The sequence below is a fragment of the Mucilaginibacter gossypii genome, from assembly GCF_017569325.2.
GTDB lineage: Bacteria > Bacteroidota > Bacteroidia > Sphingobacteriales > Sphingobacteriaceae > Mucilaginibacter > Mucilaginibacter gossypii.
The window spans coordinates 2083880-2100289 of the sequence record NZ_CP071878.2; the positions used below are offsets into that span (position 1 = coordinate 2083880).

The 16410-nt window shown below is 41.9% G+C and carries 14 protein-coding genes; 1 reads left to right on the forward strand and 13 read right to left on the reverse strand.

Annotated features, from left to right (window positions below; all coding sequences use genetic code 11):
* Positions 1-67 precede the first annotated feature (67 nt).
* From J3L18_RS08815 to J3L18_RS08850, 8 genes are all read right to left on the reverse strand, one after another.
* Positions 68-1330, reverse strand: a complete 1263-nt coding sequence (locus J3L18_RS08815; protein WP_129570199.1) for a tetratricopeptide repeat protein — start codon at positions 1328-1330, stop codon at positions 68-70.
* Between the two features lie 5 nt (positions 1331-1335).
* Complete coding sequence (locus J3L18_RS08820; protein WP_091164626.1) at positions 1336-2454, reverse strand: tetratricopeptide repeat protein; 1119 nt, start codon at positions 2452-2454, stop codon at positions 1336-1338.
* Between the two features lie 5 nt (positions 2455-2459).
* The gene (gene gyrA, locus J3L18_RS08825; RefSeq protein ID WP_091164620.1) at positions 2460-5051 is read right to left on the reverse strand and encodes a DNA gyrase subunit A; all 2592 of its coding nucleotides are present in this window, start codon (positions 5049-5051) and stop codon (positions 2460-2462) included.
* 162 nt (positions 5052-5213) lie between these two features.
* Positions 5214-5612, reverse strand: a complete 399-nt coding sequence (locus J3L18_RS08830; RefSeq protein WP_129570200.1) for a hypothetical protein — start codon at positions 5610-5612, stop codon at positions 5214-5216.
* Positions 5613-5635: 23 nt separating this feature from the next.
* On the reverse strand, positions 5636-6550 hold the full coding sequence (gene hemF, locus J3L18_RS08835) for an oxygen-dependent coproporphyrinogen oxidase (protein ID WP_129570201.1): 915 nt from the start codon (positions 6548-6550) through the stop codon (positions 5636-5638).
* Positions 6551-6831: 281 nt separating this feature from the next.
* Positions 6832-8064: an MFS transporter gene (locus tag J3L18_RS08840; RefSeq protein ID WP_129570202.1), complete on the reverse strand. Its 1233-nt coding sequence runs from the start codon at positions 8062-8064 to the stop codon at positions 6832-6834.
* 126 nt (positions 8065-8190) lie between these two features.
* Positions 8191-8388 carry a cold-shock protein gene (locus J3L18_RS08845; protein WP_090525558.1) on the reverse strand — a complete coding sequence of 66 codons (198 nt, stop codon included), beginning with the start codon at positions 8386-8388 and terminating at the stop codon, positions 8191-8193.
* Positions 8389-8526: 138 nt separating this feature from the next.
* The gene (locus J3L18_RS08850; RefSeq protein ID WP_129570203.1) at positions 8527-9162 is read right to left on the reverse strand and encodes a peroxiredoxin; all 636 of its coding nucleotides are present in this window, start codon (positions 9160-9162) and stop codon (positions 8527-8529) included.
* Positions 9163-9307: 145 nt separating this feature from the next.
* Here J3L18_RS08850 and J3L18_RS08855 point away from each other — a divergent pair, with 145 nt between their 5' ends.
* On the forward strand, positions 9308-11092 hold the full coding sequence (locus tag J3L18_RS08855; RefSeq protein ID WP_129570204.1) for a glycoside hydrolase family 15 protein: 1785 nt from the start codon (positions 9308-9310) through the stop codon (positions 11090-11092).
* A gap of 123 nt (positions 11093-11215) precedes the next feature.
* Here J3L18_RS08855 and J3L18_RS08860 read toward each other — a convergent pair whose 3' ends face one another.
* The 5 genes from J3L18_RS08860 to J3L18_RS08880 all read right to left on the reverse strand — a co-directional run bounded on the left by J3L18_RS08860 (position 11216) and on the right by J3L18_RS08880 (position 16389).
* Positions 11216-11404, reverse strand: coding sequence for a hypothetical protein (locus J3L18_RS08860; RefSeq protein WP_129570205.1), 189 nt, complete (start codon positions 11402-11404; stop codon positions 11216-11218).
* Positions 11405-11580: 176 nt separating this feature from the next.
* Positions 11581-12429, reverse strand: coding sequence for an N-acyl homoserine lactonase family protein (locus tag J3L18_RS08865; RefSeq protein ID WP_129570206.1), 849 nt, complete (start codon positions 12427-12429; stop codon positions 11581-11583).
* A gap of 87 nt (positions 12430-12516) precedes the next feature.
* A complete protein-coding gene (locus J3L18_RS08870) occupies positions 12517-14724 on the reverse strand; it encodes a bifunctional alpha,alpha-trehalose-phosphate synthase (UDP-forming)/trehalose-phosphatase (protein ID WP_091164601.1) in 2208 nt (735 codons plus the stop codon).
* 150 nt (positions 14725-14874) lie between these two features.
* Positions 14875-15351 carry a hypothetical protein gene (locus tag J3L18_RS08875; protein WP_091164597.1) on the reverse strand — a complete coding sequence of 159 codons (477 nt, stop codon included), beginning with the start codon at positions 15349-15351 and terminating at the stop codon, positions 14875-14877.
* Between the two features lie 225 nt (positions 15352-15576).
* The gene (locus J3L18_RS08880; RefSeq protein ID WP_129570207.1) at positions 15577-16389 is read right to left on the reverse strand and encodes an SDR family oxidoreductase; all 813 of its coding nucleotides are present in this window, start codon (positions 16387-16389) and stop codon (positions 15577-15579) included.
* Between the last annotated feature and the right edge of the window lie 21 nt (positions 16390-16410).

Sequence of the window (16410 nt, forward strand, 5' to 3'; positions counted from 1 at the left end):
TATGTTAAATAGCAATATAAAAAGAAAGATCTTTTTCAAGACCCTCCTTTTATATTGTTTTATCTAATTATTGATTGGCTGGTAAAGCATCAATCTGGGCTTTTAATTTTGAGGCATTCGCATCATCTTTAACACCTAAATAATAGGTTCTTAAATTTTGCAATGCGTCAATTGATTTTGGCTGAAGTTCAACAGCTTTTACCAAATATGGCTTCGCTTGTTCAAACTGAGCTTTAGCTTTGGCAATAGCAGCATCGTATTCTTTTTGTTTGTTAGCAGGCAATTTATTAGCAGCATTATAAGCGTCAATGGCTGGGTTAAGTATTACATAGCCGTAGTTTAAATTAGCTTCAAAATAATTAGGATCAATTTCTAAAGCTTTCTTATACATTTCGCCAGCTTTAACATAAGCCTCTGCTTTTGAGGCTTGCAGTTTCGCTTTTGCAGCAGCATCTTTAGTTGCACCCGCTTCTTTTGCGTAATTATCGGCTGTTTGTGAATAAGTTAACCCTGCATAGTAATACAAAGTTTTGTTTTTAGGATCATTGGCTAAAGCTGCCTGGATCTTATCTGTAACTTCTTTTTCTTTTCCTGTTTGCAGGCTAATTTCGATTTCGCGTTTACGTAGGTCGCTGTTTGTAGGATATTTAGTTACACCCTCAGATACTGCTTTGAGAGCTCCTGCAGTATCTTTACTGGCGAGATATAATGAAGAAAGATCAAGGTAAACCCCGGCATTTTTTGAATATTTTGTAGTTACCAGTTTACTGTAGTTTGAAATCGCCGCCGGATAATTTTTTCCGTTTGCAGCTGCAAGACCAGTGTAATAAATGGCATTGGTATCTTCAGGCAATACGGTCCGGTAAAAATCAAATGATTTGTAGGCAAGGTCATATTTACCTGACGAATATTCTTTTACACCTTTAGTCAATTGATATTGAGCCAGGTTTAAGTATGCCTCATCAATCATTTTTTTATTTTCGCCTTTGGTGTCAGCTTCTTTAGCTTTTTTCAAGGCTTCCTCGGCTGTGGTAAACAATGGTAATGAAGTAGCAGGTACAGTATCCTGAACAGCTAACGCTGAATAAATTGAACCTTTTACGGCGTAAGTAAGCGGCAAAGTAGCGGTTTTTTCATTGGCTGAAGCTTTGTCAATTGATTCTTTTGCGGTAGTGAGGCTTTTGCCTGCCATTGCTGCCATTGCCGGCTGGCCCCTTAAGCCCGAATATTTTTCATATTCTTCTTTTGCGGTATTTAACTCGCCTTTTTGTGCAAAAGCTGCTGCTGAAACCAAGCCTAACAGGCCCGCCATCAAAAGTTTGATTTTCATGATTATTATTGATTGGTTAACTGTTTTAGTTTATTGTTTATTTTGTCTAACTGATCCTGGTTATTGGTTTTTGCGTATGCCAACTGCAAAGCCTGCAGGCTGTTTACATTATTCGGTGATATTTCATTGGCCTTTTCAAGCCATTGAATGGCCCGTCCCAGGTCCTGGATGCTCCTCTCCCCTTTCGAAGTTGTGCTTTGCTTTAAATATAATAACCCCAAGTTAAATACCGGATCAAAATATGTTCCGCTTAGTTCAATGGCGTGTAAGTAAAGAGATTCTGCCTGATCAAATTTATCTAAATGATCGTAGCAATTAGCAGCAACAAATGCAATATCGGCGTTATTTGCATTAATATCAAGCAGAGGGCCAATTAGAGGCTCTAAGGCTTTGTAATTTTTTTTGTTGTTATAGATATTGGCTTCATCAAGTAATAAAAATCTGTCATTAGGCAAGATTTTCCTCCCTTTTTGGAGAATCTGTAAGGCCTTGGCCGTATCCCCCAATGATTTATAGATATTTGATGCTGTTTCAATATATTCAGTACGTGCACTGTCAACCCTTAGCATATTGCTATAATACACAGCGGCATCCTGCAAATTACCGGCTTTATTGTTTGCGAAAGCGATATAGGTATTGATCTGATTCATCGCCGGCGCATACTTTTTCGCGTTTTCAAACGAAGTTTTAGCATTGGTGAAATCTGAATTATTTACCGCATCAAACCCCTTTCGGATATAAACGTTTGCCAGGCAGCGCCTGGTATAATCAAGTTCTGACTGGTATTTGAAAATTTTGTTCATACCCGATAGCCGATCAACCAGTTTGGTTGTTTTGTCAAGCATATCTGCGGGCATCCCGAGTTTGTTTAACGAATCGATATACAGGATGCTTGAATTTACAATAGCCCGATAAAGGTTTTTTTCAATATCAGCCGTGTCCGACTTGGTAATGATCAAACTATCTGCAGATTTTTTGGCCGCGGCCAAATATTTCAGGTCGTTTTTCTGTTTATAAAAAGCCAGGTTATTTACTACAACTTTCAGCGCTTCTTTTTGTGCGAAGGCAAAAGTTGTAGTAAAGCTTGTAATTAAAACCGATAAAATGATCTTGCGGTAGTGCATATTTATTATTCTGTTTTATCGTCAGTCGATGGTTCTGCACCATTTTCAGCTGTATCACCGTCGCCTGTATTTTCGGCTGTGGTATCAGAGCCTTCTGCATTTTCATCACCTTCTTTTACTTCCTCGTCCTCATCATGCTCAATTTTGGCTACTGAAGCTATCTCATCATTGTTTTTAAGCGTTATCAGCCTTACGCCCTGTGTGGCGCGGCCCATCACTCTTAATTCGCTTACAGCTATGCGGATAATAATACCTGACTTGTTAATGATCATCAGGTCTTCCTTATCTGTAACACCTTTTATGGCAACAAGGTTTCCGGTTTTTTCAGTAATATTTAATGTTTTTACACCTTTACCACCACGGTTTGTAACACGATAGTCTTCAATGTCGGTACGTTTACCGTATCCCTTTTCTGATACCACCAATACTGTTGTTTCAGAGTCATCAATTGCAATCATGCCAACTACCTCATCGTTCTCGTCATCAAGCGTAATACCACGAACACCGGTAGCTGTACGTCCCATAGGCCTTACTGTCGACTCGTTGAAACGGATAGCACGGCCAGATTTAAGTGCCATCACAATTTCGCTGCTGCCACTTGTTAAACTTGCCTCAAGTAATGAATCGCCTTCGTTAATGTTGATGGCATTGATACCGTTTGAACGTGGACGTGAGTAAGCCTCGAGTGAGGTTTTCTTGATGGTACCCTTCTTGGTACACATGATAATGAAGTTATTTTCAAGGTAGTTCTGATCTTTAAGCGAAATCAGTTTAATGTAGGCCTTGATATTCTCTTCTTTCGGAATATTGATAATATTCTGGATAGCGCGGCCTTTTGAGGTACGTGTGCCTTCTGGTATTTCAAACACCCGGAGCCAGAAACATTGTCCCGATTCGGTAAAGAAGAGCATATAGTTATGATTTGAGGCAATAAGCAAGTGCTCAATGAAATCCTCATCACGGCTGTTGCTGCCAATAGCGCCTTTACCTCCCCTGCTTTGCCTGCGGTATTCAGTCAGCGGGGTGCGTTTGATATAGCCTTCGCGCGAAATCGTAATTACAACATCTTCGTCCTCAATAAAGTCTTCAGTTTGCATTTCTGCAGATGAGTGAACCATTTCGGTACGGCGCTCATCGCCATATTTTTCCTTAACTTCCAATAACTCATCCTTAATGATCTGCATCCTTAAGCCTTCGTCGCTCAGGATGTTTTTTAAGTGTTCAATGAGTTTCATTAAAGCAGCATATTCATCTTTGATCTTGTCACGCTCAAGTCCTGTTAACCTCCTTAAGGTCATATCAAGGATTGCACGTGCCTGGATATCAGTTAAACCAAAGCTGCTCATCAAGCCTTCCCTTGCTTCATCAGGAGTTTGTGAAGCACGGATAAGACGGATAACTTCATCAAGGTGATCTAAAGCGATCAATAAACCTTCAAGGATATGCGCACGCTTTTCGGCCTCATTAAGTTCAAATTTAGTACGGCGTACAACAACCTCATGACGGTGCTCAACAAAGTGATGGATCAGGTCCTTCAGGTTGAGCAGCATTGGACGGCCATTAACCAGCGCGATGTTGTTTACACTGAACGATGTTTGGAGTGCCGTATATTTAAACAGGTTGTTCAATACAATGGCCGCATTAGCGTCACGTTTGATCTCATAAACGATGCGGATCCCTTCACGGCTCGATTCGTCACGAATAGCCGAAATACCTTCCAGTTTCTTTTCGTTAACCAGTTCGGCAGTACGCTCAATCATCAAAGCTTTATTTACCTGGTAAGGTATTTCGCTAACAATGATGCGTTCACGTTCGCCATTATAGGTTTCAATCTCCGCACGTGCGCGGATCACAACCCTGCCGCGGCCTGTTTCAAGCGCTTCGCGAGGGCCGTCGTACCCGTAAATAATACCGCCTGTAGGGAAATCAGGGCCTTTTACATATTTCATTAACTCGGCAACCTCGATCTGGCGGTTATCAATTAATGCCATAGTTGCATCGATAACTTCCGATAGGTTGTGCGGAGCCATATTGGTAGCCATACCTACCGCAATACCCGAAGCGCCGTTAACCAGCAGATTAGGAAATTTGGATGGCAGTACGGTTGGTTCCTGTAGCGAGTCGTCAAAGTTTAATTGGAAATCAATGGTGTCTTTGTTGATATCAGCAAGCATCTCTTCCGCAAGCTTTTGTAAGCGTGCTTCTGTATAACGCATTGCCGCAGGTTCGTCACCGTCAACCGAACCGTAGTTGCCCTGGCCTTCAACCAGTAAGTAGCGTAAGCTCCACTCCTGAGCCATACGTACCATGGTGTCGTACACCGATTTATCACCGTGCGGGTGATACTTACCCATCACCTCACCCACAATACGGGCAGACTTTTTATAGGGTTTGTTATTGGTTAAACCCAGGTCAAGCATACCGTAAAGTACGCGCCTGTGAACGGGTTTCAGTCCATCGCGGACATCGGGCAGCGCCCTGGAAACAATCACCGACATTGAATAATCAATGTACGCCGATCGCATTTCCTCATCAATATTTATCGAAATTATCCTGTCTTCTGCGTGTGAATTATCGTTTTCTGTTCCTTCAGCCATTTTTAATTATTTGTAGAACCTTCTCTTATAATTGCGTGTTAAAATTGATTTTTCAACGACCTGCGAAGTTAAAAAAATACTTGGGATTGCGCCAACTTAGTAACAATAAACCGGGGGAACATATTGCCCCGGGGTTAACGATATTGTTACTTTAATACAGGTTTATTTCACCCTTACCCAGTAATCTTCAACCTTGTTGCCGTTAGGCAAAACCGAAAGCAGTTTAAGTGTATCGTTAGTGATTATGTAGTTGTATTTTATGGTTTTGTTAAGCAGTTTTGACTCCTGCATACAATAGGTTTGGGTTTCAAAGCAGGTGTCAGCTTTTAACTGGTAATCGCCCTTTTCATATACCTGGGTTTTCTCTCCTTCTTCTATTACCCTCGCTTTGTAATGCTCGTTGTCGTAATCCCGTTGTAGTTTATAAGCTGCAGGGGCAGCATCAAGTTTGCCGTTAATTATACCGCCGCGGTATTCCCAGACGCCTCTAAGCGGACTGTCATCAAAACGGAAAGCACATAACAGTAAAATACCGAGTACCGGCACAATAGATCTTTTCATTGGTGATATTATTAGCTAAAAGCCTATACCCAGTTAATGCCTTTTTTTAATAAAGATAGTGTTTTTTCCTCTTCGCTGCCAGTTACCGGATGATAGTCATAAACCCATTTGGTCGTAGGCGGCAGGCTCATTAATATTGATTCAATCCGGCCATTGGTTTCCAGCCCGAATTTGGTGCCGGCATCATAAACCAAGTTAAATTCTGCATAGCGGCTGCGGCGCTGGTATTGGAAAAGCTGTTGCGCTTCAGTAAATGATTTATCGCGATTTCGGTTAACCAACTCAGTATATAAGGGTGCAAAAGAGCGGCCAACAGATTTTGAAAACTCAAAGATATCTTCCCAACTTAACTCATCATTAGCGGTAAGCCTGTCGTAAAATATGCCGCCTATTCCACGGGTTTCATTACGGTGTTTGATGAAAAAGTAATCATCAGCCCATTTTTTAAACCGGGGGTAAAAATCGGCATAGTATTGATCACAAACAGCTTTTAGGCCTGCATGAAAAAAACGGGCGTCATCTTCTGTTACATAATGAGGCGTTAGATCTATGCCTCCGCCAAACCAGCGAACCGGTTTCTGGCTGTCGCCCATGGTTGATGGCATTTCAAAGTAACGGATATTCATGTGGATGATAGGTACCAGCGGGTGATTGGGATGGATCACAATTGATACACCGGTAGCAAAAAAATCATCCTGCTCAACCTGTAGGGCACGCTTCATGGTATCGGGCAAATGACCGTGAACCGCCGAAAAGTTAACCCCGCCCTTTTCAAGGATGTTACCGTTCTGGATAACCCGGGTACGCCCCCCGCCTCCGCCCTCGCGCTCCCAAATCTCCTCCTCAAATTTTGCGGCGCCATCTAATTGCTCAAGTGCGGTGCAGATCTCATCCTGTATTTGTTTATAATCTTCGGCTATTTGTTCTTTGCTGATCATAGGCTGTAAAAGTAATGAATTTTGGGAATTGCAGCGGAAGGCCTTTTTTTAACGCGGAAACCCGTAGCTACCCGCATTTACAGCCGATAATTGAAAGTGTTCAACTTTTTTAGGTGTGAACACCCCGTAAAAATAAATCGATTGATAATCAATGACTTATGCGTTCATTATTTATTGCTAAAAACGTAAACAACTGATAATCAATGCCTGTGTTTTTAACATTAGCCTAAACGGAACATTTTTGAACACCCGTTTTTTAAAAATTGAACACCTGGCCGATTTTAGCTTATCTCTACGTAATTCAAATCCTTGCCGAAGGTTTCCTTTAACTGGCTTAAGGATAACAGGGCTACAGCAGTAAGTATCCCCATCATGATATATCCCGATTTGATATACCCATACTTTGCATTGAAAGCATTAAATGCTATAGTTATCGGGATCAGTGAGCCGCGCACAAAGTTGGGTACAGTAGTGGTAACTGTTGAACGGATGTTGGTGCCGAATTGCTCGGACGCAATGGTAACAAACGTTGCCCAATAACCTACTGTACAACCCATAAAAAAGCTTAATACAGCAAATTTTTCTGGAGTAATGCCGTAGCTGCTTAAATAAAAGTGGACACTAATTAATGATATAATCAGAAATACAGCCATCGTTAGTTTGCGCGATTTGGTAACCTGAGCCAGTAAGCCGGCCACAATATCACCAATGGCGATGCCAATGTAGCTGTAAAAAATGCCGTCGCCCGGTTTGATCAGGGTTTTAGCCCCTAAAGCAGCACCAAACTTATCCGAAAAACTGATCAATACACCCACTACGTACCAGAGCGGCGCGCCTATCAGGATGCAAAACAGGTATTTTTTTAAACGTTCCCAGTTGGTAAACAACATGAGCATGTTGCCTTTGGATACATCGCTGTTCTCAACATTCTTAAACATGCCCGATTCAAAAGTACCAACACGAAGAAGCAATAATAAAATCCCTAAGCCGCCGCCTACAAAGTAAGCATTACGCCAGCCAAATTTAGCTACGGCATAAGCAGCGGTAGCGCCAAACAAGCCAATAACAGCTACCATCATAGTTCCGTAACCCCGGTTTTCCTTGCTTAATGTTTCGCTAACCAGGGTAATACCAGCACCAAGTTCTCCTGCAAGCCCCAAACCTGCGATAAACCTTACTATGGCATAAGTATTTACATCATGAACAAGGCCATTGGCAAAATTGGCTATCGAGTAAAGTAATATCGAACCAAAAAGCACCTTAATACGGCCCAGCTTATCACCGACAATGCCCCATATGATACCGCCAAGCAACAGCCCAAACATCTGGATGCTGATAATGAACTGACCTTTATCGGTTATATCCTGTGCATTTAAGCCGATATCTTTAAGGCTGGGGATGCGTACTATAGAAAAAACCAAAAGATCATATATATCAACAAAATAGCCCAGGGAAGCAACAAGTACTAAGAAAACAGCGTTCCTTGTGGCTTTGGCGTTGGTAACATCGGTCATATCGTGTAAAAATTGGTTGGCTAATGTAGGTGATTTATGAAGATAAAAACAAAAAAATCGGCACAAAAAAACCCCTGTCATGACAGAGGTTTTGTAAGTAAGTTTTGCTCAATAATTTTATATATTTTATGCTTTTTTAACGTTTACTGCCTGTAATCCTTTTCTTCCTTCTTCCACATCGTACGTGACGCTGTCATTATCCTTAATCGCATTTACACCGCCTTGCACGTCTTTAAAGTGTACAAAAAGATCCTTACCTTCTTCGGTAATAATAAAGCCGTAGCCTTTTTGTGTGTTAAACCATTTTACTTTTCCAGTTTTCATAATTATAATAATCGTAATAAAAAATTCGTGTTAAGATCAACTAAAACCAAACTGAAAACAAATAGGCTTATTGGTTCAGAAGGAATAGATACCCTGCTTCCCTCAAATATATAAAATTATTAAATAAACCAAATAAAATTATTTATTTGGTTGTGGTGTCAGGCGCAAATAGGGCTTAACCAGGGTAAAACCCTTTGGAAATTTGGCAGGGATATCTTCAGTTTTAATTGCCGGCACTACCACCACGTCCTCCCCTTCTTTCCAGTCGGCAGGCGTTGCCACACTGTAATTGGCGGTTAACTGCAATGAGTCAATAACCCTTAAAATTTCCTGGAAATTACGGCCGGTTGATGCGGGGTAAGTGATAATAAGCTTAACTGTTTTATCAGGGCCAATAATAAATAATGAGCGTACTGTGGCATTTACCGAGGCATTGGGGTGGATCATGTCATAAGCTTCAGAAATTTTGCGGTCTTCATCGGCAATGATCGGAAAGTTAACTTCAACACCCTGTGTTTCGTTAATGTCCTGGATCCAGCCGTGGTGCGATTCAACCGAGTCAACACTAAGCGCCAATACTTTAACATTGCGTTTAGTGAACTCATCTTTTAACGCGGCAGTTTTGCCAAGTTCAGTGGTACATACAGGTGTATAATCGCCAGGGTGCGAGAATAGCACGCCCCAGCTATCCCCTAAATATTCGTAAAAGTCAATTTCGCCTTCTGATGTTTTTGCTTTGAAGTTTGGCGCCTTATCGCCCAGTCTTAAACTCATGATGATAGATTTTTGATGGTAATTTAATACGACTAAGTTACTATACATTCATAAACAAATGCAAACAAACTTTAAATAATCGCATTATTTACGCCAACATTACAAAGACTGTGTTGTTGAAGTTTGAAATTAATAACAGCTATCTATGAGTAAACACACCTATGATACCGGTATAATTGGCAATTGCGCCTTTTTAGCCCATATTAATAAAAACACCAATGTCGACTGGCTGTGCTGGCCCCGGTTCGACAGTACCTTTATTTTTGGCGGCCTCCTTGATAAAGATAAGGGCGGCGAATTCTCGATCCGTCCGGAAGGGGAATACACTACCAATCAACATTACCTGGAAAATACCAATATTTTAATTACAGAAATATGTCCTGCAAGCGGCGGCAAATATCGCATAACCGATTTTGCACCAAGGTTTTACCAGCATCAGCGTTATTATAAACCATTAATGCTGATCAGGAAAATTGAGGTTATTGAGGGATCGCCGCGCATCATTGTAAAGTGCGCCCCAGTATCTGAATATGGTGCTGTTAAATTGAGTGTAAACCGTGGCAGCAATCATATCCAATATCTGGGCGGCGAAGAAAACATCCGCCTTACCACCAATATCTCCATAAGTTATGTTTTTGATGGGCAGGCTTTTGTACTCAATGAAACCAAGTACCTGGCCATGACCTACGGCGAACCGCTTGAAGCGCCGCTCGTCAGCACAGCTGATCGGTTTTTGGCCGAAACCGTGCAATACTGGCGTACATGGATCAAACACTCGTCAATTGCTACTTATTTTCAGCCCTTTGTAATCCGCTCTGCTTTGGCCCTTAAAATACACCAGTATGAGGATACCGGTGCCATTATTGCCGCAAGTACCACAAGCCTGCCCGAATCGCCGGGAAGCGGCCGTAACTGGGATTATCGTTATTGCTGGCTGCGCGATACTTATTACGTAATAACCGCGCTAAACCACATTGGCCATTTTGAGGAGATGGAGAAGTATTTCGGCTATGTTACTGATATCACCTTTTCGGAAATGGAACGTTACCAGCCGCTTTATGGCATTACCGGTAAAAAAGACCTTGTAGAGCATATTTTAACTGATTTAGCAGGCTATATGGGCAACCAGCCGGTGCGGGTTGGCAACCAGGCGTCTGAACACATTCAGAATGACATCTACGGCCAGGTGTTGATCTCCCTGCTCCCATTATACACCGATCATCGTTTTGTTTTTTCGGAACGAAAAGATTCGGTTCACTGGATAGCCTTTCTGTTGAGTAAGATAGAGCATACCATTGATGAAAAAGATGCCGGCATCTGGGAGTTCAGGAATATGGCCAACATTCATTGTTACAGCAACCTGTTTCAATGGGCAGGCGCATCCGCTGCCGAAAAAATGGCGCGTACCATCCAAAACCAGGAGCTGATTGATAAGGCCATTTCTCTTAAAGAACGTGCGGCCGCGCATATCGAGAGCTGCTATGACCCGGTGCGCAAAGTTTACACCAACTCGGCCGGGAGCAGTAACCTTGACGCCAGCACTTTGCAATTGATTATGATGAACTATCTTGACCCAAATTCGCAGAAAGCGAAGGATCATTTAGTTGCATTAGAAAAAGAGCTAAAGACTCCTAATGGATTATTTTACAGGTATTTATATACCGACGATTTTGGTAAGCCTAAAACTACTTTCCTGATCTGCGCATTTTGGTATGTAGAAGCGCTGGCTGCTGTTGGCCGTTTGGATGATGCCCAGCGCGAGTTTGGCAACCTGCTGCAATACTCCAATCACCTGTTGCTTTTTAGCGAAGATGTTGATGAGCGTGACGGAAGCCAGTGGGGTAATTTCCCCCAGGCTTACAGCCATGTAGGGTTGATGAATGCTGCGTACCGGATTGCCATGAAATTGGACAGGCCGATATTTTTGTAGGATTAATCTTCTCTTGCATAAATTGGCAGCAGATAAGACTTACGAAGTTTTTAGAAACTTCGTAAGTCTGGATTAACCAATTCGCTGTTCACCTAAATAATTACCTGATCTCCACCACCCCATCTACAACTTTTGGGAAAATCTCAAGCTGCTTGCCATCATCCCGGGAATGATAAATTTAACATCGCTGGCAAGCGTTTTCATCCGTTTCATTGCCTTGACATAGCCCACCGGATCAAGCGTACCACCTTGCGAAGGTGGCACTAAATGCTCAAGGCTGTAATAGTAGATCCAGATATTATCAGATACCACCCTGTTTTTCCCTTCTTATGCCGTTGTTGGTGTTGTCACCAACAACTTCTTCATCCACTCGCTTTTATAACCACTATTTACAATACAGCAAAAAAATTTGAGCATAAAATTGTTGGTGACAACACCAACAACGGCGAGTAAGTCTGGATTAACCAATTCGCTGTTCACCCAAATAATTACCTGATCTCCACTACCCCATCCGCAACTTTTGGAAAGATCTCAAGCTGCCTGCCATCATGCCCGGGAATGATAAATTTAACATCACTGGCAAGTGTTTTCATGCGTTTCATTGCCTTGACATAGCCTGCTGGATCAAGCGTGCCACCTTGCGAAGGTGGCACCAAATGCTCAAGGCTATAATAGATCCAGATATTATCAGATGCTAATACTACCCTGTTTTTCCCGGTTTGCACCAGCACATATTGCGAATTGCAGGTATGCTTTGAACCTGTATAAACTTTTATACCTTTAATGATCTCTTTATTGTCGCCGTCTATCAGTTTGAGCCTGCCTGCCAAATTTAAATTAACGGTATTGATAACATCGCGCTTAGCATAACCACCTGCCTCTCCTGCTTTTTGCCATGCTGCGCCTGCAAAAAACTCATAATCCAGCTTTTGCATCCAAACCTTAGCTTTCGGGAAAAGGCTTAAACCATCTATATGATCCCAGTGAGGGTGGCTTAAAATAATATCGGTTATATCCTGGGGCTTTACACCAAGCTTTAAAAGCGCCGAGTCAGGGCGTTGATAGGTTTTAAGTTTAAATTCTTTGGCATCTTCAATATCGCGCAAAAAGCCGGCATCAACCAAAATGTTTTTGCCGTTGCTACCTTTGATAAGCCATACCATAAAATCTATTTTAACCGGCTCATTTTTGGGGCCGTTCAATGCCCAATCGCTCACTTTAAATGGATATCCCGATTCGGCGAACTTTACCGCATAAATTTTGTAAACCGGGGTTTGCGCATAAATAATATGGCAACTAAGCATTAATGCAAAAACAAGCAGGCTGATTTTTTTCATAAAAGGTCACATTATCGCGAACCGAATATAAAAAATGCCCGCAGCTAAACCGCAGACATAATAAATTTTAAATTAAACTATTCAACCCTACTTGTCTGCCGGTTCCTCAACCGGCGTATACTTAGCAAAACTGGTCAGCAATTTCCTAACCTCCGATGGGTTTCGCAGGTAAAACTTAGCTGCCGAAAGATTACTGCCAACTTTAATGGTAATAGCACTTTCGGGCAGTGCTTTAAAGATATCTTCGTCGGTATAATCATCGCCGAAAGCTATAATGAAATCATAATCACGGCCTTCGGTAAGTGTTAAAGCGGCTTTACCCTTATTTATATCCATATTCTTCACTTCCAGCACCTTGTCCCCTGCCAGTAACTGTAACCCTTTATCGCTTGCAAGATATTTAAGATTATTCATCAACTCATTAGCCCTTAGTTCGCCAAGCCCTGCCTGGGCTTTACGGTAATGCCAAACTAATGAGTATGTTTTCTCTTCAATGAACGAGCCTGGTGTACGGTCAACATAGGTTTCCAATATCGGATAAATATCATGCTTCCATTGATCGGTTAGCCCGCTTATTTTATGCCATAAAGTGCCGGGTTGCTTAAACCATGAACCATGTTCGGCAATAAGATAGATGTCGTTTTCCTTAAACCATCCATCAAGGTTTTCATGTTTTCGCCCGCTTATCAAAACCAATTGATTTGCAGGATCTTCTGCGAGTTTATTGATAATATTGTATAACTCCTTATCGGGAGAGGCCTGATCGATATTTGATTTAAAATTCACCAGCGTGCCGTCATAATCCAAAAAGATAATCCGCTTTTTAGTTTTCACATAACGGTTAATAATGCTTTGTTCGGTAGTGTTACTTACGTGTCTGGCCTGCATGGAGCGCTGCATGAGTTTTACTTCTTTCAGCCTGTCCATAAAAATTTTAACCCAATGCGATGTATTGAACTTTGCTACAAGCTGCCTCATCGGGATCATGCGCCGGCGCTGTTCTTCAAGCGGCATATTGATAGCCTGTAAAATGGCCCGGCAAACTTCCCCGGTATTATTGGGGTTAACAATTATAGCGTCTATAAGTTCTTTAGATGATCCTGCCATTTCACTCATAATCAACACACCATCATTATTTATCCGACTGGCGACATACTCTTTACTTACCAGGTTCATGCCGTCGCGCATGGGTGTAACCAAACAAACATCGGCCGAATAATAAAGTGCCGACAAGGTTTCAATGGGGAATGAGCGATAGTAATAGTGCACCGGGCTCCAGTCCATAGTGCGATACAACGCATTGATCTTCCCTACTTTTTTATCTATTTCATCCCGAAGATGAGCGTATTGCGGTACCGTATCCCGGGATGGAACTACAATCATGTAAAGCGTAATGTGCTCAATACACTCCGGGCATTGTTCAAGCAGCAGCTGAAAAGCTTCCAGCCTTTGCAGAATCCCCTTGCTGTAATCAAGCCTGTCTATAGAAAGGATGAGCTTTTTGTTCTGGAAATTCTCTCTAATAAGCTCAATCTGCTGTTTTACATCCTCCTGCAGCGGTAACGACGAATACCTTTTTTCATCGATACCCATTGGGAACGACTCGATAACAACCGAGCGCTCGCCATTGCTGATGATATTGGCACTGGATGTTACCGGCAGCAGACGTGTAGCCGCACCTAAAAAGTGGCGCACATCATCAAATGTATGTAAACCGATCAGATCGGCGCCAAGCATTCCATCCAGCAGTTCCGAACGCCACGGGATCAACCTGAACATTTCATTTGAAGGGAAAGGAATGTGCAGGAAAAAGCCGATGGAAACATCCGGCAGTTCCTGCCTAACCAAAGCGGGTAACAATAGCAACTGGTAATCGTGGATCCAGATCACGTCGCCGGGCCCGGCAATGCTCAGGATCATATCCCTGAACTTTTTGTTTACCGCTTTATAGTAATCCCAGTTTGATTGTTTGTATGCTGCATACGTTGATGCATAGTAATGAAAAACGGGCCATAAAACCTCGTTGCTGAAACCTTCGTAGTATTGGTTGATCTCTTCCTGATCTAAAAAAACAGGGATAAGGCTTAACTCTTTTAGTTCTTTTGTAACCTGGTCTTTATCTTCCTGCTCCGCAATTTCTATTCCGGGCCAGCCTATCCATACGTTATCGCCCTGTTTATATATTGAACCTAAACCGGTAGCTAATCCTCCCTCGCTTGGTGATGAATGGTATGCACCATCAGTTTTGGAAATTTTAACAGGCAAACGGTTTGATACAATTATTGTTTTCGACATATGAAGTAAATATTAATTAATATTTAAAAGACGAAAACACCCTTTTTGTTTTATGAAAAGACGCTTTATGACATAAAAGTGTGATTTATAATCATAAAAAAAGCCGTCCCGATATTCGGGACGGCTTTCCATTGCTATAATTTTTCGGAGTTATTTTACTTGTTGGAAAAACTCGATGTTAGCTTGTTGAGTAATCCTTACCAAAACTTCGTGTTTGTCGTTTTTCAAGTCAACAAAATATGAAGTTGGCTCGATGGCGTCATTGATTGAAGTGTTAGCCTGGTAAACGATAACTTCGCCTACTTCGTAACCTTTGTAATCGCTGTTGATTTGTTGAAGGGCTTTTGCAGGGATAGCTTTGTTGTCAACACGTTGAGTTGTACCTAAAAATTCACCTTGCAGGTTGTAGAAAGCAGTTTTTTGAACGCCATCAACAGTGAAAGTAGCTTTTTGAACGTTTTTGGTTACAGTCCAGTTAACGTTGGTAGCTTCAGCGAAGTCAGCAGTAAAGCCGTGTAATGCTACGTAAGAAACGTTGGTACCACCATCTGATTTTTTGCCACCATCAGCGAAAGCGTTAACGGTAAATAAGGCTGCAGTTGCTATTGTTAAAAATATCTTTTTCATGTTCGTTTAAATTTTAAATCCTGCAACAAAAATACGCTACACTTGTCAATATTTAAAATTTTCTTGAACTTTTATGAATATTTAATAATTATAGCCTTTTATAGTCATAAAATTTAAATTTTATCAATAACCTTAGTGTATATTTTACAATATCTAAAAGAAAAAACGCCAATTAATGGCGTTTTTTCTTTGCTAAACCGATTTATGTTGTCATGAAAATGTCATTTAGCCATTATCTGCAAAGCCCGGGTACAAAGTCATGCCCCCATCTGCAAAAATTGTGACCCCGGTAATGTAATCCGAATCATCTGAAGCCAGCCAAACTGCCAGTTTTCCGATGTCAGCCGGCTGGCCTATCCGGTTGTAAGGGATGAGCGTCAATAATTTATCCAGCGCTTCCGAGGTTTCCCAGGCTTCCTTATTAATAGGTGTTTGTATAGCACCCGGCCCTATCCCATTCACCCTGATCTTATGCGGAGCGAGTTCCTGTGCTATGCTTTTCATAAACATCATAATACCTCCTTTGCTGGCCGCATAGTTTACATGGCCCGCCCAGGGAATTACTTCGTGCACGCTGCTCATACAGATAATTTTGCCCGCAGCTTTGCTTCCGCCTTCAACAACACCGCGTTTTATAAACTCTTTAGCAGCCTCCCTGGCACAAAGAAACTGACCGGTTAAGTTAATGCTGATCACTTTATTCCAATCGTCGAGCGTCATATCAACAAATCTGGCATCTTTTTGCAAACCGGCATTGTTTACCAAAATGTCAATAGTGCCATATTGCTTAAATATTTCGGCAAACATGGTTTTTACTTCGTCCTCATGGCTTACATCGGCCTGAAATGCAAATGCCTCGCCGCCTGAGGCCTTGATTTGGCTTACAACATCATCAGCGGCTGCTTTATTATGGGCATAATTAATCAGTAATTTGGCTCCGGCAGCGGCCATAGCTAATGCGACACCTTTGCCAATGCCGCTATCGGCGCCGGTTACGAGGGCAGCTTGTCCTTTTAATAGTTGGGGAGTATTGCTCATAGATAAACGTTTTTGTGTTTA

Coding starts and splice junctions, on each gene's coding strand:
- J3L18_RS08815 (WP_129570199.1), bottom strand. CDS start 1,330: ATGAAAATCAAACTTTTGATGGCGGGCCTGTTAGGCTTGGTTTCAGCA.
- J3L18_RS08840 (WP_129570202.1), bottom strand. CDS start 8,064: ATGACCGATGTTACCAACGCCAAAGCCACAAGGAACGCTGTTTTCTTA.
- J3L18_RS08870 (WP_091164601.1), bottom strand. CDS start 14,724: ATGTCGAAAACAATAATTGTATCAAACCGTTTGCCTGTTAAAATTTCC.
- gyrA (WP_091164620.1), bottom strand. CDS start 5,051: ATGGCTGAAGGAACAGAAAACGATAATTCACACGCAGAAGACAGGATA.
- J3L18_RS08855 (WP_129570204.1), top strand. CDS start 9,308: ATGAGTAAACACACCTATGATACCGGTATAATTGGCAATTGCGCCTTT.
- hemF (WP_129570201.1), bottom strand. CDS start 6,550: ATGATCAGCAAAGAACAAATAGCCGAAGATTATAAACAAATACAGGAT.
- J3L18_RS08865 (WP_129570206.1), bottom strand. CDS start 12,429: ATGAAAAAAATCAGCCTGCTTGTTTTTGCATTAATGCTTAGTTGCCAT.
- J3L18_RS08820 (WP_091164626.1), bottom strand. CDS start 2,454: ATGCACTACCGCAAGATCATTTTATCGGTTTTAATTACAAGCTTTACT.
- J3L18_RS08850 (WP_129570203.1), bottom strand. CDS start 9,162: ATGAGTTTAAGACTGGGCGATAAGGCGCCAAACTTCAAAGCAAAAACA.
- J3L18_RS08880 (WP_129570207.1), bottom strand. CDS start 16,389: ATGAGCAATACTCCCCAACTATTAAAAGGACAAGCTGCCCTCGTAACC.
- J3L18_RS08845 (WP_090525558.1), bottom strand. CDS start 8,388: ATGAAAACTGGAAAAGTAAAATGGTTTAACACACAAAAAGGCTACGGC.
- J3L18_RS08830 (WP_129570200.1), bottom strand. CDS start 5,612: ATGAAAAGATCTATTGTGCCGGTACTCGGTATTTTACTGTTATGTGCT.
- J3L18_RS08875 (WP_091164597.1), bottom strand. CDS start 15,351: ATGAAAAAGATATTTTTAACAATAGCAACTGCAGCCTTATTTACCGTT.